Genomic DNA, 19,341 nt, shown 5'->3' on the forward strand with positions numbered 1-19,341 from the left:
GCGTGGCATCCTCTCCTTGTCAAGCTTCATCAACTTTCATCAATGGCGGAGGCTCCATGCCGATTCGGATGCCCGGACAGGACGATTTGCCCGACGGCCCGCACCGCCGGCTGCTGGAAGCAGTTCACGAGCTCTATAAGAACGCGGGCTACCCTGGTCTCCAAAAGACAAGCTCAGCAATTCGTGCCAATGATGATTTTCACGACACGATCAGCCACGAAGGGATCAGTAAGATCTTGAGAGGGGAGGCGCTTCCCCAGCGGTGGCTTAAGCTGGACGCCCTCGTGCGGCAACTTCTGATCTGGCATACAGGGCCGGCGGATGTTCCCGGCGAGGTCGCACGAATCCGAGGACTGTGGGTAGTAGCCATCGGCATGGCCGAAACCACAGGACTCGATAGCTCCACGCGAGAGCGCGAAGAAGTTAGGAAAGCACCGTCATCTAACGCCGGCAGTTCCCAGGTCGAGACGGTTACGATTACCATTCAAAGGCCAGAACGGCGCAATTTTTTTGCCGCTGAGATTCGTCAATATCGGGACCTTGACCAGGGCCTAACGTCGCAGAGGGACTTTAATGACCTCATCAACAAGGCGGCCGAAAGTTCTGGATTGGACGTGCGGGATTGGCACGTACAGTCGACGGGGGATGGCGCCATTGGAATCCTGCCACGCGATGCATCCGAGTGCTATCTAGTGGAGCACTTCACCAGGGCACTTGCGGTGGGCCTCCGTCGCCGAAACATTCGGCACCCCCGGCGAGGCGAATGGCATCGGCCTCGCAATCGGGTTCGGCATTGTTCGATTCGGCGATCACGGATTCACGGGCAGGCGACTTGTAAATACCGTTAGACTCCTCGATCACCCGGAGATGAGGAGATCGCGGCAGGGCCTAACCTTGGCATTGGATGATCGGGTGTACGAGGATAGCATTGTTGAGAATCTCACGAGCTTGCCTCGCGGGAACTTCCAAAGAATCACCGTCGACGCAAAAGGAGTGTCGATTCCTGGCTGGATTCTCGCCGACGACGACATGTAGGGATGCGGCCTCGCCTCCAGGCGAGGCCGCATCCACGCGGTTGCGGCGCCACGGCCTCCGCCCCAAGTCGCGCTCCCGGACCGTCAGATGTAGTCGGTGAAGTCGCTCCCGGCGTGCTCGATGTAGGTCATCGAGCCGGTCCGTGCGGCATGTGCGACTTCCGGAGCTGGCCCATGCCGCGGGGGTTGTCAGACCCTGCGCAGTTCGCCGCGCAAGATGCCCGCCACGAAGACGTCGTACTCGGCGTCGTCGAAGATGTGCGGCGGCTTCTGCTTGTTCTTCGAGTCTCGGATCGCGACGATGGCGTTTTCGAGGAAGGCGACCTCTACGCAGTTGGTGCCGCCACTGCTGGCGGTCTGCCACTCGGCTCTGGCGAGTTGCTCTTCGAGCCAGGCAGGGTCGAGGTCGTTCTTGTTCATGACGCGAGTTCCTTGGCGATCGTCTTGAGTAGGGACAGGGATGCCTTCTGACCGAGGGCATCGGACTTCAGGTGGTTGCTGGTGGTGCGGTAGACCTCGACCGACTCCGGGTCGGTGAGGTGGAGCCGCGCTCGGGTGGCCTCTATGGTGACCGTGTCGTTGCCGGTGGCGAACGACATCAGCATGAATGGCCCGTCCATGCCCGCGTGCGCGCCGGCGCTCAGCGGCAGGACTTGGATGGTCGTGTTCGGGTCGCTCTTGAGAAGGTCGATGAGGTGCTCGACCTGGGCCTGGGCGACGGCCCGGCCGCCGACTTCCTGGCGGAGGAGCCCTTCGGGATCACGGACCATATGCGCAGGGCTGGTTGGCGCTTGGCCATGGCCTGGCGATGCTCTGTGCGCATGGCGAGGAAGCGCTCGATGTCCTCGGCGGTGGTCCAGGCCCGGCTGCCTTCGACGATCGCCCGCTCGTACGACGGGATCTGGAGCAGGCCATGCAGGGCGCCGGAGTTCCAGTGGAACAGGTCGAGGGCTTCCTCGATCTCGGTCAAGTAGTCACTGAGGGGGTCCTCGACGACGCCCTGGTAGCGCTGGTGCCAGTCCGGCTCACCGGCGCGTCGGACCAGCTCGCGCCACTGCTCGCGCCGGGCTTGGTCGTGGATCTGCAGGACTTCGAAGAAGTGGGGAAGGACCTGGAGCTTGACTCCTTGTGTCCCGTTCTCGATCTTGCTGACGGTCGACAGTGCCTTGTAGCCGAGGTGCTGGGCGGCCTCTTCCAGGCTCCATCCCAGCGCCTCTCGGGCACGCCGGATCTCTGTTCCCAAGCGCCTTCGGCGCGGGGTCGGCTCGACGGGCATCGCACCTCCTGACTCCGGAACCGCAGCTTTCTCAGGGAAAGCGTAGTGCCCGTGCCAGTAAGTGCATATGACAGTTCGCCAGAAGGAAAGCTTTTCCTCTCTGGAGACCTTGCCCTTCTGCCATTGCGGGTCCATCATCGAACTCCGGCCGAGCGCAGAGTGCCCCATTGGGTACGGAGCGCAACGGCAGCCCTGTATCCGAAGCCATCCGGAGGGCCCATGTCTGCCGCGACTGTCGACCAGCTCGGGGAGCTGCGCCTGGTCCTTCCCGTGCTGCGGCCCGAAGCGATGGGGCGCGTGCGCGAGATCGTGCGGGCCCAGCTGCGGATCTGGCGCAAGAGCGAGTTCGCAGACGTGGCGGAGCTGGGGGTGACTGAACTGCTGACCAACGTCCTCCTGCACACCGAAGGCGGGGGTGAACTGCTGGTGCGGGAGACTTCGAACGGCATCCGCGTCGGCGTCACCGACTTCGACGACCGGCTGCCGCTGGCCGGAGAGCCGGAGCAGGACGCGACCGGCGGGCGGGGGCTCCTCCTGCTCGCCAGCCTCGTGGGCGGGCTGGAGACCGAACTCCAGCCGCGCGGCAAGGAGATCCGGTTCAGCCTCCAGTGCGCGGGCCGCGAGGGCGAAAGCGCCTTCGTAGGGGCACCGGCGATGGCCGTGGCGCCCGGCTGATCATCCCACCGCACAGTGGTCCGACCTCCCTGGCAAGGGCTGGGAGAAAGCGAGTTGACGGCAACTCAGTGGACCTAGACTCGTGGGCTTGCCCGTCCGGCGTGACCGCCGGACCGAGGGGCTGGAGCCGCGCTCCCGCAGGCTCCAGACGATCATTCCCGACCACGTGGAGGTTCCGATGCCCGAGAAGATCATCAAGGAGAAGGTGCTCGTCTACGTCGTGCGCGACGGGCGGCTGCTGGTGTTCCGGCACACCGACTACTCCTACGAGGAGGTCGGCATCCAGGTCCCGGCTGGCAGCATCCGCCCCAGCGAGACCCCGGAGGCCGCCGCCCTGCGCGAGGCCCGGGAGGAGACCGGCCTGAACGACTTCAAGATCGTGCGCAAGCTCGGCGAGACCGAGTACGACATCAGCCCGTACCGGTTCGAGATGCAGCACCGGCACGTCTTCCACCTGGAGCTCACCGAGCCCACCCCGGAGCGGTGGATGAGCCAGGAGGACCACGACGGCGAGCAGGAGCCCACCCACTTCGAGTGCTTCTGGATTCCGCTGGAGGCCGCGCACATCCTCCAGTCCGGCCAGGGCGCCCTGCTGGGACGCCTGTCCGACTAACCACCCGGTCACGGCAGCAAGGGAGGCAGCCGATGCACCGCACCACCGAACAGCACCACCCGATCGACCGGCTCTACCGGAGCCTTCAGTCCGAGGACACCAGCACGGCGGTGTCGGTGATCGTCAAGCTGCGCGGGGAGACCTGTGACATCGACTGCCCCCACTGCTACGAGAAGCGCAAGGAGGTTCCCGGCGGAGCCCGGATCAGCGCCGACCAGATCGGACAGCTGGCCCGGCTCTTCCGGGACCGCCCGCTCGCCGTTGAGCTCCACGGCGGGGAGCCGCTGACCGCCGGCCGCGAGGCCGTCGCAGAGGTCCTGCGCGAACTCGCCGCCCAGCCGCAGGTGGTGCGCGTGTCGATGCAGACCAACGGCGTCCAGCTTGACGCCGCGTGGCTCGACCTGTTCGACGAGCTTTACCCGCAGTTGCAGATCGGCGTCTCCCTCGACGGCGACGCCCAGGGCAACGCCTGGCGCATCGGCTACGACGGCCAGCCCGTCTATCCGCGCGTCGCGGCGGCCCTGGAGCTGCTGGCCGAGCGGGGCCGCAAGGTCGGCGTCATCACCACCGTGACCCCGGCCGTGTTAGGCCGGGCCGGGCAGGTGCTGGACCACCTCGCAGGTTTCGCGTCCGTCAACGCGGTCAGCTTCGTGCCCGCCTTCGACAGCGCTATCCGCCGCTCCACCACCGTGCGGGGCCGGCGCATCCCGGCCAGCCGCCTGCTCCAGCAGGCCGCCCTTGCCGGGGAGGGCGGTCCGGCCTGGGCGATCCACCCGGACGAGTACGCCGAGTTCGTGCTCGCCGCCACCGCCCACTGGATCAGCGCCGGGCACTTCATCCGGATCAAGCTGGAGCCGGCCGTCTCCACGATCCGGCGCCTGCGCGGCTTGGGCAGCGGCTTCTGCCACTTCTCCGATCTCAAGTGCGACCACGTTTTCACCCTCTACCCCGACAATCGGTTCGGCTCCTGCGACGAACTGCCCTGGCCCCAAGCCCGCCTGGGCCAGCTCGACGGGATCACCGGCCAGGACGAGGTAGCCCGCCTCCAGCAGGGCAACCTGCTGCTGAACCAGGGCAAGTCGCTGATGGCCAAGTGCACCAGCTGCGACTACCGCAGCACCTGCGGCGGCGGCTGCATCGCCACCCGCTGGCGCCAGGACCCGGCCGTGGACGGCGACACCTACTGCGACTACCGTATGCGCCTGGTCGACGGCATCGCCGCCCTCCTCGCCCAGCCCGCCCTCCCCGAGGGTGCCTGGTGCCAGATGCTTCGCTGGCGCCCCCGCACCCCGAACAGCATGCGCGACGTGAACGCCTTCACCGCCCACTGGGACGCGCCCGCCGCCGTCCGCGCCGCGGTGAGGCTGCACGCCAGCGAGCATGGCAACATCAACACCGTCGGCCTGCCCGGCGTCCACGAGGCCGACGACCTCGATCCCGCGCACCCGATGTGGCGCGAGGCGATCGAACCGCGCGTCTGGCCCCTGGTGGACGCCCTCACCACCGGCTGGGGCCTGATCACCTACGACAGCTGCCAGGGCCACCAGTACGACGGCTTGGACCTGGCCCCGGCCGAACTGCGGGTCGGCCTGCTGCCGCGCGACCGCGCCGAGTACGCCCGCACCGCCGCGGCCCTGTGCCGTACGGCCACCGTCGTCGCCTCCGCGCTGCCTGGCGGCGTCGAGGTCCGCGTTGCCCGCTCAGAGCTGACCTGCGAGACCTCCGGTACCACCGTCCAGGTGCTCGACCTCAGCCTCCACCCGGACCACCGCCAGGACTGGGACGCCTACTTCGCCGACCTCGACGCCGCCGCCCGCGCCCTGGCCGCGGTGCTGGCGGCCGAGCACCCGGCGGGCACCGCATGCTCCTGCCCGCTGCCGGCCCCGGCCGCCGTGGACCAGGCGGTGGCGGGATGAGGCCCGGCGACGAGGTGACCGTCCACCAGCTCCTCGGTCGTATCTCCTACTTCCACGCGCTGTTCATCGAACCCACCCTCGCGCCGGCCACGGCCGCCACCAGCGGCGAGGCGTGCTGCAACCACCGCACACCGGCAGAGACGGTGCGGCCTAGCGTGGGCGGGCTGCTGGCTCACAGCGCGTGGGCGGTCCTCGACGAGGTCGCCGCCACCCTCGGTGCGAGGGCCGGGCGGTGCCCTTCGCACGGGCACGCCTGCTGTGCGACGTGCCGCGTCGCGGGCTCGGCCGCCGCCGTCGCCGACGCGTGGCTGGCCACCGAGCACCGCGCCTACCGGCGGCTTGAGCCGGGCGCCCCGATGCGGCAGGCGTGCCGGGAGGCCGTCGCCGCCCGGCTGACCCGCGTCTTCGTCCACCAGCACCACGCACCCTGCCCCGCGGCCCATGTCGACGAGAAGGCCGGCGCCTGGCTGCTGCCCGGCGCGGACGAGCTGCCGCTGACCGGCGAACTCCTCGCCCTGTGGCGCGACCCGCTGTCCGGGGGCGGCAGTCCGGTCGTCAGCTGGCTCAACCACTGCACCGACCTCGACGACATCCGCCGCGTCCTCGACACCAGGAGGCTCACCCCGTGACGATCCACATCGCCGAGACCACCGGCGTCGGCAGCATCGAGAGATTCCTCGGCTCCAGCGAGCGGCTCCGGCTCGCCGCCCTGATGCACGACGTCCTGAACTCCGCCGACGCCGACCGCTTCGGCGACGAGCGACGCACCTCCATCCACGAGATTCCCGGCCACAGCCACGAGCAGGCGATGGCTGTCTACGAGCCCGCCGGACGCGTCGAGATCCCCGGCATCCCCGCCGAGGCGGAGAAGATCCTCCAGAACGCCTTCGACCGCGCCCGCCCGGCCCTGGCCCGGATCATGCCTTCCATCACCGTGTGCCGCCCGTGGACGTACGTCGAGTACGGCGAAGGCCAGCACATCACCAGTCACCTCGACGGCATCGCTCCCGACCCGCTCGCCTGGCCACGCCAGATCGCCGGCATCAGCGTCGTCATCACCCAGGCCGACGCCGGAGGCGACTTCTACGTTGAGACCGCCTCCAGCGACCGGCTCTGGTACCGCCAGGCCCCCGAACCCGAGGCGAACGGCTACGCCGAGGGCACGTGGCTGGCCCACGACGGCGCCGACCACTCCGCCGCCTGGTTCCAGCAGATGCCCCGCACCCGCTGGTCTGTCGATCCCGCGCCGGGCACCGCGCTGCTGTACGGCTCCCAGCTCGCCCACGGCACCCTGCCGGTCACCGCCGGACGGTGCGCGAAGTTCATCAGCTGGCTCGCCGCCGAGGACCCGAGGAGCTGACCGACGTGCTCGTGGCCCTGGAAGGCTTACCCGGCGCCGGCAAGAGCACCCTGCGAGACCGGCTCCTCGCCGACGCCCGCACCGGCGGCGTCCCGCTCGACCACACCGGCCAGTTCTCCTGGCTCTCCCTGGCCGCCACCCGCACTCTGGTGCGCCTGCGGGCCGGACACAGCGCCGACGATCCCGAGGAAGCCGTCGAAGCGGCCTGCCGGGACCTCTCACTCCACGCCCGCTTCAACCTCACCCCGGCGCTCGCCCGCGGCCCGGTGGTCGCCGACCGGCTCAGCCTGTCCACCGCCTGCCTGCTCGCCCTGGTCCACCGGCGCCCGGTCGCCGAGTACGTCGAGCGCCTCGCCGAGCAACAGCGGGCCCGCCCGCAGCTGACCGTCCTCCTGACCACCGAGCCCGGCCTGTGCCAGGTCCGCCTCGCCGGCCGCGCGAGCGCCCCGCGCTTCACCGACCGCCCCGAGACCGCCGCCCGCCTCGCCAACCTCTACCCGCAGGCCGCCACCGCCTGGACCGGCCGCACCGGCCTGGAGGTCTGGCAGCGGCCCTGCACCACCAAGGCCGACCTCGACCAGCTGGCCGCCGACTGCCTCGCCCACCTGAACGGCTCCACCCGCCCGTCCGCGACCTGAGGAAGCGAGCTGATGAACCTCCACCCCCTCCACCCCGCCGCCTGGGTCCTCGACCAACTCCGCGCGGACGGCTGGCAGGTGAGCGACCTGCTCGCCTTCACCCGCGCCAGCACCCTGGTCACCGCCCACCGCGACGGCGACCGCCAGCCCGCCGTACTCAAGGCCGGCTTCGGCTCCAACCACGTCCTGGCCGAACTCCCCACCGACCAGCGGCCCGCCGCGTACGGCTTCTACTGGTACGCGCAGATGACCGACGCCGAACGCGCCCTGGCCCGCGAGGACTTCCGCCACGAGGCCGACCTCACCCGGGCCGCCTCCGGCGCCGACCACGTTGTCCCCCTGCTCGACCACGGCCACGGCGAGCGGTTCGACTGGTACACCATGCCGCTGTGCGACGGCGGCAACTTCCGCACCTTCATGGCCTCGGGCAAGGACACCGACGAGGGCCTGAACATCCTCGCCGACGTTGCCGAGGGCCTGATCGCCCTGCACCAGCGCGGCATCGTCCACCGCGACGTCTACCAGGAGAACATCCTCATCCACGGCGGCCGCGGTCTGATCACCGACCTCGGTGCCGCCCGCCGCCTGGCCACCGAGCGCGGCCCCGAGCACCGCGGACCCGAAGTCCACTGGCCGCCCGAGTACCTCACCGGCTACCACCAGGCCGGCCCGGCCGCCGACGTGTTCAGCCTGGCCGTCCTGATCTACCGCTACCTGTGCGCAGACATCCCCCGCCTCGGCGGCCACGCCAACCTCGCCCTCATCCCCGCCGCGCTGCGGACCCTGGTCGTCGCCGCACTCTCCGACCAGGGCGGCGACCGCCCCGCCATGAGCGACCTCGCCGCCGCCCTCCGCGCCGCCTCGCACTGACCGGGAGGCCGCCGTGACCCGGGCGCGATCACCGCCCGGTGCCCGAGCACGCACCACCGCAACGGGCACGCACAACCATCCGATTCGCTCAGAAGGAGAAGGACCCCATGGACAACGACCGCATCTCCGAGTTCCTGGCCGACGTCGAGGGCCTGCGCGGCGAGGACGAGACCGTCCGCACCACCGCCCACACCTCCAGCGTCTCCGCCGAGGGCTGGCTGACCGCCGAGGGCGACGTCGCCTGAACACCCCTGACCGCCCGGCGCGTTGAACGCCGGCGGTAACCAACCTGGGGCCGGACCTGACCGCGGCGGGCCCGGCCCCGGGCCACCCCTCACCTGAAAAGGAGCCCGCACGTGGACAACCCCGGCCTCTTCGACTTCCTGCCGATCAGCCGCCTGCACGACGAGCGCACCGCCAAGATCCACAAGATCCTCAACCCCGGGGCCCGGCCCCGGCCCACGGGCCTCGGGCCCGTCGCCGACTACTGCCTGGCCCACCACGCTCTCGAAGGCGCCGAAGCCGCCGCCCGCTCCGGCGAGCGGGCCGCCTTCGACTGGTACGCCGCCAACCCGCACGCCGACGCCGCCGCCAGCTCCACCCCCACTGTGCTCGGCCCGCGCGTCGTCGTCGCCCCCGACCTCGGCGACCTGACCCGTTCCCCGATCTCTGAGACCTCGTACTACGTGCTCGGCCCCGACACCGAACCCGCCCCGCTTGGGCTGCGGACGCTGGTCGCCAACGCGCTCACCACCGCCGACCAGACCGGCTTCGGTGCCCTCCTGGCCGCGCACGCCTTCGTGGTCGTCCTGCTGCGGGCCAAGCAACTCGGCCAGACCCTGATCAGCTGGACCATCACCCGCCTACCCGGCACGGTGTTCCTCGACCACACCGGCGACCCCGCCGTGCTGGCCCGCGACCTCATCCACGAGGCCGGCCACAACTGGCTCAACGACGCCCTCGCCGCCGCCGGGTGCACGTTCGACGACCGGGCCGTCTTTCACTCCCCCTGGAGGGAGAGCATGCGGCCCGCGTTCGGCTTCCTCCACGCCTGCTGGGCCTTCCCCCTCACCATGCTCTACACTGCCCGCGTCCTGGAGCACACCGAAGGTGACGTGCGCGCCTTCCTGACCGCCTACCTCGACCAGCAGCGCGACCTCCTCGCCGCCAGCGCCGCCGACCACCCGCGCGCCCTCGAACTCATCCACGACGAGGACCTGCGCGAGCGCCTGGCCGCCGTCCACCGCCAGGCGCTCACCCTGTGACCGCCGACCGCCCCACCTCCCCGGGCCCGACGTTGCTCGTTCGTAGCGAGCTCGTTTGTGGATCGAACGTCAGTCGGTCGATCGGAGAGCGTCGAGCACGTCTTCAACCGTGAGATCGCTACGGTCTTTCAGGCTGTCCCACCTCATCAGGGTGCTGGCAGCTGCGTGCGCGAGGTCGGCGGGCAGGCCGGCGTCCGTCAGAGTCCGGGCCACATCCTGCATCTCTGGCACCCACCGCCAGGCTCGGGGGGCGACGGTGCGGAGGTAGTCCCGATCGGCCAGGAACGGGCCGGCCATCGTGTTGCCTTCGTCGATCAACTCAGCTGTCACTCCGTGGAGATCGGCGAGTGCGTGTGCGACGCCTACCAGGCTCCTGACGGCCTTCTGGTAGCTGGCGAACGCCAGCTTGAGCGCTGAGGCCGCACCGGCGTCCCGGTCGAGGCAGCGGGCAGTGACCAACGTGTTGTCGAAGATCTCGGCCACCTGCCTGGCCGCTGCCGGGGCGCCGGCAAGGTACAGACGTGCGGTAGTCGAACCGGCTGGGGGCGGGCCGATAATGGAGCCGTCGAGGAAGGTCGCACCTGCTCGGGAGACGGTACGGGCGATGTTCGTGGCCCGGGTGGGGCTGATCGCGTTCGCGTCCACGAAGATGCCCGCGAAGGGGACGGCCGCTACGTCAGCCGCGACGTCCTCGGCGGCGGCCGGTGGGCAGATCGAGATCACGATCTCGCTCTGCCCGAGCGCGGTGCGCAGGTCATCGACGGGGAGCAGGCCCGCGTCATCGGCACGGCGCCGACTGCTCTCGCTGCGGCCTTTCGGGAGCCACAGCACCCTGTGCCCGGCGGTGACGGCCTGGGCGGCAACGGCGGCACCCATCTGTCCCGGGTGCAGAACCGTGATGGTGCTCAACCGCGTCCCCCAGCTGGTAGTTCGTTGCGGGCCCTTCGATGCTGCATGATCCCATCCTGGAGGGACAACCCGATCGCCGAGGTACCGGCCGGGCTCGCAGCAAGTCGGCGCGCGAACTGACCGAGTCGTCGGCTGACGCTCTCTGTGGGTCGCCTGCTCGCGACGGCGATCACCGCGTCGATCTGGTGGGCTGCTCCCTCTATCTCGTCACCCGCCAGCTCTGCGAGGGCCAGGTCCATGCGGGCAAGAGACAGCTCGCCCAGCCGCTGATTCTCCGGCGGGGCGGACTCGTAGAGTGCGACGGCCTCTTCGGCCAGGGCCGCTGCCTCCCTGTTGTTCGCGTCGCCGCCGAGCCACAGGCGAGTGGTGGCGGCGTAGAACCGTTGCTTGGCCAATGGGAAGGCGAGCATCCCGCCAGGGATGTCGTCATCGGCCGCTTGCTCCCGATACTCGTCGGCCCGGCGCAGGGCTGCCACTGCGTCGTGCTCCTGACCGAGGCGGGCGTGCGCCCTTGCGGCGATGCTGGCGAGACGGATGTGGGCGGTTCCGTTTTCCGGGACGTACTGTTCCCCTGACTTCACCAGGCGGATCGCGTCGTGCGGGCGCTCCTCCCAGTAGCAGATCAGCGCTTGGGTGCCCCTGATCCACGATCGCAGTCCGTTGTGGCCGGCCTGTTCGGCGCAGACGAACGCGGTCCGGGCCTGGGTTTCCGCTTCGCGGTAGGCGCCGAGGTCGAAGCTCGCGTTGGCGAGGATTCCGCAGAGCACCGAGGCCGCCAGGTAGAGGTCGCTGGTGTACGCCGGAGGCTGTCGGCCTTCCAGAAGCTCGAAGCATCGGTCCCGAAGTGAGAGGACTTCCTCGAAGAGTGGGACGACCGGCCGGTTGGGGTAGGTGGAGACGATCCTGCGGATGTCGGCCGACAGCTGTTCGAGGCTGTGCGGGCCGACGTTGCTCTGTTCCGCATAGGCGGCGAAGGAAGCCGATTCGCTGGCGGCTGTCATCAGCAGGTCCCGGGTGTGAGCGTCCGAGCTGGCGCCCGGCTCTATGCATTGTGCGGCAGGGAGACGCGAACTGCGCTCCCCCGCGGCGCGGGCAGGCCCGAACAGCTCCCGGGCACTGCGCTGGAACAGGTGCTCCAAGACCCGCGCTGTCAGCGGCCTGGGCCCGCTGCCGTGCTGTCCGCGCGTCCATCTGGAGAACTGACGCTCTCCAATGGTGACCTTCGCCAGCGCGGGGTTGTGTTCGAGGCGCGCTACCTCGGCAGCAGCGGTTTGCAGCTGCTTGAGGAAGACGAGGTACTCACCCAGCCCGCGCTGCTGCACCAGGACCTGGAACAGGGAGATCTCTTGGTCTGACGCCATGACAACTCCGTTACGGCGATCGATGGAACGGCCTCAGGTCAACGATCTCCGATCCCAGCCCGAGGCGGGAGGGGCAGCGGCGAAATGTCGGCACTCATGTCGGCTCATGTCCACCTGTGTCGGCTCGTGTCAGCGTTTGGTTACTAGCCGAAGTCGGTCGGACACGAGCAGGATTCCCCCTGTCGCGCCAGACGAGCGCCGTCCGCCTGGGTGATCCAAGCGGTGGACGAGCACCCGAGTCGGAGCGGCAGGCCGGCCGCCGTAGCAGCGGCTACGGCCCGGGGCAGGTCGGCGCGCTGGCCATAGGGGCATCACGCGCAACTCAGAGACGACAGCCCCGACTTCTCGGCCATCTCCCCGCACGACCTGGCGAAGGAGCAACACCGTGAGTTCACCCCACCCGCAGTTCCTGAAGGAGCTGGTCACCGACACCACCGGTGCCGTTGCCGCCATCCACGTCAGCTCCGAGGGCCTCGTCGTGGGCACCTCTCCCGGGCTCGACCGCGACGATGCGGACAAGTGGGCCGCCGTGATGGCGGCGCTGAGTGCCGTGAGCACCAACGGGGTTGACATCGTCGGCAGCGTCACCTCCATCAGGTACCCCTGGGGGCACAGCATCATCGAGGACCGGCTCGGCCGGAACCTCACGCTGGTCGGCGCGCCCGACAAGTCGATGCTCGCCGTGGTCGGCACCGAGGCCACGGACCTGGGCGAACTCTTGGACCGGATGATCCGCCTTGCGGAGCAGGGCCTCCTCGCTCTGGTGGCGGCGTGAAAGCGGCACCGGCCGGGCGCGCCGCCCGGGGCTTCCGATGTCCCCGCCCGCTTCCCGACGTCCTGATCGCCCCGCACGTCGTCGACCCGCACAGCCCCGGCATGGCCGGGCTCGCGTCCTACCTGGCCCGGCGCGGTGCACGCGTGACCGTCGCGCCGCAGCAGGACGGCCGCGAAGACGAGCTGCTCCAGCGCCTCGCCCGCGCCGGCGCCGTGCTGCAGCCCGTGGTGCCGGGCGTGACGACGGCGCTGCTCTGGGGCGGACACGGCGCAGCGGTGCACGAGATCCTCGATCGTGCAACCGGCCAGGGCCTGCCGAGCATGGGCTACTCGCGCGCGCTGGAGCTGCTGGGCGGCACCGCGCCCACCGTCGTGGCCGTCGTGGGCAGCCACTCCACCACCATGGCCGCCGCCGCCCTGACCTGCGCCCTGACCGCCCGCGACCCGGGCTGGATCCTGACCGCCGCCCCGCACGGCGACGCACCCGGCTACGACGGCAGCGGCGACGTCCTGGTGGTGGACCTCTGCCCCGACACCGCTCTCCACGAGGCCGCCCCGCCGGGCTGGCGCCACCGCACCCTAGGCTCGGGCCTGCACCCGGCGGTCACGCTGGTCACCGCCGTGGACACAGCACCGCCGATGTTCGCGACCCGCGAGGACGCGTTGGACGACATCGAGGCCCTGGCCCGCAGCAGCGAGAGCGTGGTGGTGTGGGCCGGGCAGCCCGGCTGCGACGAACTGCTGGAGCGCCTGCGCCGAGCCCCAGGCCCGCGGGTCGTGACGGTGGGCCGGGGCCAGGGCATGGACGTGCAGATCCTCCGTCTCCTCTGGAGCGGGGAGGACCACCACCTCACCATCCAGGCCGGCGGCGAACGGGTCTCGCTCACCGTGCCCATCGCGGGCACCACGTCCGCCCTCGGCGTCGCGGCGGCGTTCGCGGCCGGATGGGCCCTCGGGGTGTCCGGCTCCGACCTCGTCGACGGGCTCGGGGCGTTCACCGGGGCCGAAAGGTCGCTGACCCGGCTGGGCACGGTCGGCCGCGTCACCGTGATGGAGTCCCGCGCACAGCACCCGGAGGAGATCGCCGCCGACCTCCAGGGGGCGCGGATGCTTACCGAAGGTGCGGTGATCGCGGTGTTCGAGCCGGTCGGTCACCTGCGCACCGGCGCGCTGGCCGAGCGGATCACCGCGGCCCTGGCCGCCGCCGACCACACGGTGCTGCTGCCCGTCCTGTCCACCCCGGCCCGCCCCCAGCTCCACCTTGACGGCATCGCCGCGCTCGCCAGCGCCAGCGACGGTGTCGGCGGTCAGGACGGCGGCGCGCTCGTGATCCCCGAGCCCGGACCCTGCGAGATGGGCGCCGAGGAGGTGGCAGCCTCCCTCGCCCGCGCCGACGACGTGATCCTCACCATCGGCAGCGAGGGCGCCCGCCGCAGCGGCCCGAGGCTGCTGGCCGCCCTTGACCGGGCCGCCCAGTAGCAGCACACCCCACCCTGCCCTCACCTGATCGTGCCAAGGAGCTTCGTCATGCCCGTTTCCCTTCCTGACCGGCCGGACCTGTCCGAGGCCGACGTCCTGCTGCTGCGCCAGGTCGCCGGTGGTCACCTGATCGACCCGATCAGCCGCGCCACGGGCCTCGCCGCCAAGGCGGTCAACCCCGCCGTCGAGGCGCTGACGGCCCGGCTCGGCACGCCGTACCGCCACCGCGCCGCCGCTCTCGGCGCGGCCTGGGGATGGGTGCGCCCTGAGGACGTGCCCGTGTCCCACCCGACCGGCGAGGCGCTGCTTCCTCGCCACAAGCAGGTGCTCGCCGGCCTGGTCGCCGGTGAGGACCCGAGGGCGACCGCGAAGCGCCTCGGCCTGGCCGAGAGCAGCGTCCGCACCTACCTCCAGACCATCATGCGCATCCTGGGCGTCCGCACCCGGCAGCAGGCAACGGCCCTCGCCGTCCTCACCGGCATCGTGCCGCTGAGCGCCCTGGGCAACGGCTGGCCGGACACCTGGCTCTCCGCGACCACCAGCCCGCCCGCGCAGCAGCAGGCGAGTTGATGCCCGACACCCGGCCGTAGCCGCGCAGCCGCCCCACCCGCCCCGAGGCCGCCGGGAACGCCCGTCCCACGAGGCGCCCCGCCATCCTCTCCACCCAGCGTCAGGACCACCATGTCCCTGCCCATGTCCGCCCCGCCGATCGAGGACCATGCCCTGATCGGCAACGGCCGCACTGCCGCCCTCGTCACCCGCGACGCGATGCTCACCTGGTTGTGCTGGCCCCGGTTCGACTCCACCGCCGTGTTCAGCGCGCTGCTCGGCGACGACGAGCACGGCTTCTGGCGCGTCGCCCCCGCCCGCGACAGCGATGGTGCGCCGACGCTCAGGACCCGGCGGCGCTACGCGGGCAACTCCGCGGTGCTGGAGCAGGAGTGGAGCACCCCGCTGGGCTCGGCCCGCGTCACGCTCTTCATGCCGGCACCCGACGCGACGGGTTACGCCCCGGCCCGGATCGTGTGGGTGGTGGAGGGCCTGACCGGCAAGGTGGACTTCGCCTCCGAGTTCCACCCGCGCCCCGGCTACGGGAGCCTCAGCCCGGTCTTCCACCGTGTGGAGCACAGCGGACAGGCCCGGCTCGTGGCCACTAGCGGGCACGACTCCTTCTGCCTCGACGGGCCGCTCCACAGCGTCGGCCAGCAGGGCCCCTGCCGGGCCGACTTCACGGTGGCAGCCGGCCAGAAGACGGTGCTCGCCCTGTCGTGGCAGCCCGCCGACCTGCCGTTTCCCGCGCCCACCGACAGCCTGGCCGAACTCGCGGACGCCCTGCGCTTCTGGGAGTCCTGGGCGTCCGCGTGCACCTACCAGGGGCCGCACCGGGCCGTGGTCCTGCGGGCCCTGGTGACCCTCAAGTTGATGTGCTCCGCGGACGGGGGGATGGTCGCGGCCCCCACCACGTCGCTGCCCGAGGCGCTCGGCGGCGAGCGCAACTGGGACTACCGCTTCGCCTGGCTGCGCGACTGGTCGCTGGCGGTCAAGACGCTGGTCAGGTGCGGGTTCCTGGACGAGTCCAGGACCTTCCGCGATTGGCTGCTGGCCCACGTCGACCCCGTCGACCCGGGCGTGCTCTACGGCATCGGTGGTGAGACCGGCGTGGAGGAGTACGTCCTGGACCACCTGCCCGGCTACGAGGGCTCGCGTCCGGTCCGGGTGGGCAACGGCGCCGCCGGCCAGCTCCAGCTCGACGTTCCCGGCGAGGTGGCCGACGCCCTGCTGGCCGCCGAGGACGCCGGGCTCGCCCCCGACCCGGACGCCGACCGGTGGCTACTCCTCCAGGCCGACGTGCTGGAGCAGCGGTGGCGCGACCCGGACGAGGGAATCTGGGAGGTGCGCGGGCCGCGCCGGCACTTCACCCACTCCAAGATCCTCGCCTGGGTCTTCTTCGACCGGCTCGTCACGCTGCTGGAGCGCCGGACTCCTGTCGATTCGGAGAGGCTGGAGCACCTGCGCGCGGTGCGCGAGGAGATCCACGCCGACGTGTGCGCGCGGGGCCTGGACCCACAGCGCGGGGCGTTCACCCAGTACTACGGCGGCGAGGACCTGGACGCCTCCCTCCTGCTGATCCCCGCGCTCGGGTTCCTGCCCGGCGACGACAAGCGAGTGATCGCCACGGTGGAGGCCGTCCAGCGCGAACAAGCCACCCCCGATGGCCTAGTCCACCGCTACCCGACCCACGCGGCGAGCGGTGCGAACGTCGACGGCCTGGCCGGGCGCGAGGGCGCCTTCCTGCCCTGCGCGTTCTGGCTCGCCGACGCGCTCCACGCGATCGGCTACCGGGACGCAGCATCCGAGCTGCTCGACCGCCTTCTGGTGCTGCGCAACGACGTCGGGCTTCTCGCCGAGGAGTACGACCCGGTGAGCGAACGCCAGTTGGGGAACTACCCGCAGGCGTTCAGCATGCTCGCGCTCGTCGATTCCTGCCTCGCCCAGCAGTACCAGGCGGTTGCTCTACCCACCCAGCCCAGGCCCGCACCGGCCGTGCTCACCGCTGTGGAGGCACAGTGACTCACGGCTCGGTGAGCAACACCATCGGCGGCTCCGCCCAGCTCCACACCGCCGTGCAGGCGCGTGACATCCACACCATCCACTTCCACCCCGAGCGCCGGGCCTGGCCCACTCCGCGGCAACTGCTCGCGGTGCCCGCGGTCTTCACCGACCGCTCGGACGCGCTCGCCTTCCTCGACGCGGCGCTGGCCGACCCGCCGCCGACCACCGCGCCAGTCGCGGTGATCAGCGGCCCGGACGGAATCGGGAAGCGAACCGTCGCCGCCCGCTGGGGCCACCGGGCCGCCGAACGGTTCCCGGACGGCCAGCTGGTCGCCCGGCTGCGCGCCGGCCGTCCGGCCCCGGTCGGCGAGGTGACCCGAGCCCTGCTCCGGGCGCTCGGTCTCGGCAACGGCGAGGTGCTGCCGTGGCACACCGAGGAGCTGCTGGCGCTGTGGCGGTCGGTGACCGCCACCCGGCGGCTGCTGGTGGTGCTGGAGGACACCGAAGCGGCCGAGCAGGTCCTCCCGCTCGTGCCCGCCAGCCCTCAGTGCGCGGTCGTCGTCACCTGCTCGGCGCCCCTTCCCGCCCTCGCCGCCCACGGCGCACGCCACCACCGCCTGGAGGCGCTCTCACCCGAGCACTCCCTCCTGCTGCTCGGCCGGATCGTCGGCGAACAGCGCGTCCACGCCGAGCCGCAGGCCGCCGCCGCGATGGTCCTGGCCTGCGGCGGCAACCCGCTCGCGGTCGGCCTCGCCGCCGGGGAGGCCGTGCTCGACCCGGCCCGGCCGCTCAGCGATCACCCGGTGCTCACGGCACCCACAACCACGGAGGCCGTCACGATGACGACCGCGCTCGTCTACGACTCGCTGCCCGAACCCGAGTCCCGGCTGCTGCGGCTCCTGGCCCTGCTGCCCGCACCCGACTTCGACGTGCTCACGGCCGCCGCAGCGACCGCGACCCCGGTCGTCCAAACCGGACAGCTGCTCCAAGACCTCACCGCCCGTCACCTGTTGGAACACACCGGCCGATGTACCGGCCGCGGCGAGGTGTACCGGTTCCGGCCCGCCCTGCACGACAGCTTCCGGACCACCGCAGTCGGCGCCGACTCGAACAAGATCCGGGTCCTGGTCGTCCAGCGCTACCTGGACGTCCTGACCGCCACCGCGCACGCCACCGTCCAGCAGCTCACCCCGCACCACCGCGTGCTGCCCCGCCAGCACCGCCACCTGCCCAGCGAACCGATCCGCTTCGACGGCGAGCACAGCGCGCTGGCCTGGCTGGAGGCCATCGCACCCGCCGTCCAGCCCGCCCTCGACGCCGCCCGCGAACTCGGCGAGCACCAGGCGCTCGTCACCCTGGTCCACGACCTGTGGCCGCTCTTCCACCGCCTGCGACGCCTCGACCTCAGCGTGGCCGCCCACAAGCAGGGCCTGTGGTCCGCCAAGCTCTGGGGCGACCACATGGCGATCCGCGAGATGACCACCACCCTGGCCCTCGCCCTGAAAGGGACCGGCAGCCTCGCCGACGCCCAACAGCGCTACCAGGAGGCCCTCGACCTGGCCGCCGCCGACGAGGACCTCAGCGGGATCGCCCAGTGCACGATGGGCATCGGCTCGTGCCTGTGGGCCGGCGGACACTACGCCGACGCGAAGCCCCACCTCAGCGAGGCCGCCCGCCTCTACGACGACCTCGAAGACCTCCGCGGTGCCGCGCTGGCGGACATCCTGCTCGGCTCGGCCGCCGCCCGCCAGGGCCAGCCCGACGACGGCGTGGCCCCGCTCTCGGAAGCCCACGCGAGTCTGGCCCTGCTCAATCCGCCCGACCCGCTCAACGCCGCCCGGGCCCTGGCCTTCCTCGGCGAAGCCCACTCCCTCGCCGGACGGCACGACCTCGCCGTCACCGCCCTCACCCAGGCCCGGGAGACCTTCGAGGGGATCGGCCACGCCCACTGGTGCGCCCACGCCACGGAGTTCCTCGGCCAGGACGCCGAACGCGCGGGGGCGAAGGAGGCAGCGCTCGCCTGGTACAGCGCCAGCCTCGACCAGTACACCGCGCTGGCCAGCCTGAGGGACATGGAGCGCCTCGACGCCCGGATCACCCAGGCGAACCTCCCGTGACCGCCCCCGGCCGAACCGGCACGAGCCACGCCGGCGACGACCGCTCCCCGGTCCGTCCCGCGCCCGGTCACCGCGACCGGCCGTAGCGCCCCGCGCGCACGGCTGACCGCCCGCCGCCCGTGGACATGCCGGCCACGGGCGGCGAGGTCGCCCCACCATCTCCTGGTGATGCGAGGCGCACGTCCGCGCCCCGACGCCAGGTCCCGCAAGGGAAGTTCGAACAGGAGGTATCACATGGCCCGTCAGATCAAGGCCGAGACCCCGGCCGCCCCGGTGGCGGCCACCGACGAGTTCGACCTCGACGTGACCATCGTCGAGCGGACCGACGCCGCCAGCCTGGAGGTCCTCACGGACGACGGCTGCGGCGCGACGTGCGGTGCCTGCACCACCGGCTTCCACTGATCCACCCGGTGCCGCCGGAAGGACAGCCGTCCTTCCGGCGGCACCACCGCCCCGCCAGCGTCCCGACAACTCCCGAGGTCCCCGATGCGCCGCTCCGCC

General features: G+C 71.2%; 18 protein-coding genes and 1 pseudogene. 15 read left to right on the forward strand and 4 right to left on the reverse strand.

The annotated features are described in order from the left end of the window. Window positions 1-1,223 precede the first annotated feature (1,223 nt). Both AB2U05_RS23250 and AB2U05_RS23255 read right to left on the reverse strand, forming a co-directional pair. Entirely contained in the window at window positions 1,224-1,454 is a 231-nt protein-coding gene (locus AB2U05_RS23250) for a DUF397 domain-containing protein (protein ID WP_369184140.1), read from the reverse strand. Continuing rightward, window positions 1,451-2,478 (reverse strand): annotated as a pseudogene (locus AB2U05_RS23255) (Scr1 family TA system antitoxin-like transcriptional regulator). Before AB2U05_RS23255 ends, AB2U05_RS23250 begins: the two are co-directional and overlap by 4 nt. A 51-nt stretch (window positions 2,479-2,529) precedes the next feature. Here AB2U05_RS23255 and AB2U05_RS23260 point away from each other — a divergent pair. The 9 genes from AB2U05_RS23260 to AB2U05_RS23300 all read left to right on the forward strand — a co-directional run bounded on the left by AB2U05_RS23260 (window position 2,530) and on the right by AB2U05_RS23300 (window position 9,647). Continuing rightward, complete coding sequence (locus AB2U05_RS23260) at window positions 2,530-2,985, forward strand: ATP-binding protein (RefSeq protein WP_369184141.1); 456 nt, start codon at window positions 2,530-2,532, stop codon at window positions 2,983-2,985. Window positions 2,986-3,073: 88 nt separating this feature from the next. Continuing rightward, window positions 3,074-3,598, forward strand: coding sequence for an NUDIX domain-containing protein (locus AB2U05_RS23265; protein ID WP_369184142.1), 525 nt, complete (start codon window positions 3,074-3,076; stop codon window positions 3,596-3,598). Window positions 3,599-3,630: 32 nt separating this feature from the next. Next, entirely contained in the window at window positions 3,631-5,514 is a 1,884-nt protein-coding gene (locus tag AB2U05_RS23270; RefSeq protein ID WP_369184143.1) for a radical SAM protein, read from the forward strand. Beyond that, window positions 5,511-6,143 (forward strand): hypothetical protein, encoded by a 633-nt coding sequence (locus AB2U05_RS23275; RefSeq protein WP_369184144.1) that lies wholly within the window; start codon window positions 5,511-5,513, stop codon window positions 6,141-6,143. Before AB2U05_RS23270 ends, AB2U05_RS23275 begins: the two co-directional genes overlap by 4 nt. After that, window positions 6,140-6,874, forward strand: coding sequence for a hypothetical protein (locus AB2U05_RS23280; protein ID WP_369184145.1), 735 nt, complete (start codon window positions 6,140-6,142; stop codon window positions 6,872-6,874). Before AB2U05_RS23275 ends, AB2U05_RS23280 begins: the two co-directional genes overlap by 4 nt. A gap of 5 nt (window positions 6,875-6,879) precedes the next feature. Then, complete coding sequence (locus AB2U05_RS23285) at window positions 6,880-7,512, forward strand: hypothetical protein (protein WP_369184146.1); 633 nt, start codon at window positions 6,880-6,882, stop codon at window positions 7,510-7,512. Between the two features lie 12 nt (window positions 7,513-7,524). Beyond that, window positions 7,525-8,382, forward strand: coding sequence for a protein kinase (locus AB2U05_RS23290; protein ID WP_369184147.1), 858 nt, complete (start codon window positions 7,525-7,527; stop codon window positions 8,380-8,382). A gap of 107 nt (window positions 8,383-8,489) precedes the next feature. After that, the gene (locus tag AB2U05_RS23295; protein WP_369184148.1) at window positions 8,490-8,627 is read left to right on the forward strand and encodes a hypothetical protein; all 138 of its coding nucleotides are present in this window, start codon (window positions 8,490-8,492) and stop codon (window positions 8,625-8,627) included. 111 nt (window positions 8,628-8,738) lie between these two features. Then, entirely contained in the window at window positions 8,739-9,647 is a 909-nt protein-coding gene (locus AB2U05_RS23300; protein WP_369184149.1) for an HEXXH motif-containing putative peptide modification protein, read from the forward strand. Window positions 9,648-9,716: 69 nt separating this feature from the next. On the opposite strand, the gene AB2U05_RS23305 is transcribed toward AB2U05_RS23300, so the two are convergent. Together AB2U05_RS23305 and AB2U05_RS23310 are read right to left on the reverse strand one after the other, a co-directional pair. Next, a complete protein-coding gene (locus AB2U05_RS23305) occupies window positions 9,717-10,556 on the reverse strand; it encodes a DUF1932 domain-containing protein (RefSeq protein WP_369184150.1) in 840 nt (279 codons plus the stop codon). Beyond that, window positions 10,553-11,917, reverse strand: a complete 1,365-nt coding sequence (locus AB2U05_RS23310; protein ID WP_045700705.1) for a hypothetical protein — start codon at window positions 11,915-11,917, stop codon at window positions 10,553-10,555. Before AB2U05_RS23310 ends, AB2U05_RS23305 begins: the two co-directional genes overlap by 4 nt. Before the next feature lie 385 nt (window positions 11,918-12,302). On the opposite strand from AB2U05_RS23310, the gene AB2U05_RS23315 reads away from it, so the two are divergent. The 6 genes from AB2U05_RS23315 to AB2U05_RS23340 all read left to right on the forward strand — a co-directional run bounded on the left by AB2U05_RS23315 (window position 12,303) and on the right by AB2U05_RS23340 (window position 19,242). Next, entirely contained in the window at window positions 12,303-12,692 is a 390-nt protein-coding gene (locus AB2U05_RS23315) for a roadblock/LC7 domain-containing protein (protein WP_045700703.1), read from the forward strand. Then, window positions 12,689-14,170, forward strand: coding sequence for a hypothetical protein (locus AB2U05_RS23320; RefSeq protein ID WP_045700700.1), 1,482 nt, complete (start codon window positions 12,689-12,691; stop codon window positions 14,168-14,170). Before AB2U05_RS23315 ends, AB2U05_RS23320 begins: the two co-directional genes overlap by 4 nt. Before the next feature lie 48 nt (window positions 14,171-14,218). Next, window positions 14,219-14,740, forward strand: a complete 522-nt coding sequence (locus AB2U05_RS23325) for a LuxR C-terminal-related transcriptional regulator (RefSeq protein WP_369184151.1) — start codon at window positions 14,219-14,221, stop codon at window positions 14,738-14,740. Window positions 14,741-14,851: 111 nt separating this feature from the next. After that, window positions 14,852-16,741: a glycoside hydrolase family 15 protein gene (locus AB2U05_RS23330; RefSeq protein WP_369184152.1), complete on the forward strand. Its 1,890-nt coding sequence runs from the start codon at window positions 14,852-14,854 to the stop codon at window positions 16,739-16,741. An 11-nt stretch (window positions 16,742-16,752) separates the two neighbouring features. Then, window positions 16,753-18,840, forward strand: a complete 2,088-nt coding sequence (locus tag AB2U05_RS23335; RefSeq protein WP_369184153.1) for an NB-ARC domain-containing protein — start codon at window positions 16,753-16,755, stop codon at window positions 18,838-18,840. Window positions 18,841-19,074: 234 nt separating this feature from the next. Next, the gene (locus AB2U05_RS23340) at window positions 19,075-19,242 is read left to right on the forward strand and encodes an FxLD family lanthipeptide (RefSeq protein WP_078860513.1); all 168 of its coding nucleotides are present in this window, start codon (window positions 19,075-19,077) and stop codon (window positions 19,240-19,242) included. Window positions 19,243-19,341: the final 99 nt, after the last annotated feature.

This window comes from Streptomyces sp. Y1, from assembly GCF_041053115.1.
Classification (GTDB): domain Bacteria; phylum Actinomycetota; class Actinomycetes; order Streptomycetales; family Streptomycetaceae; genus Kitasatospora; species Kitasatospora rubellomurina.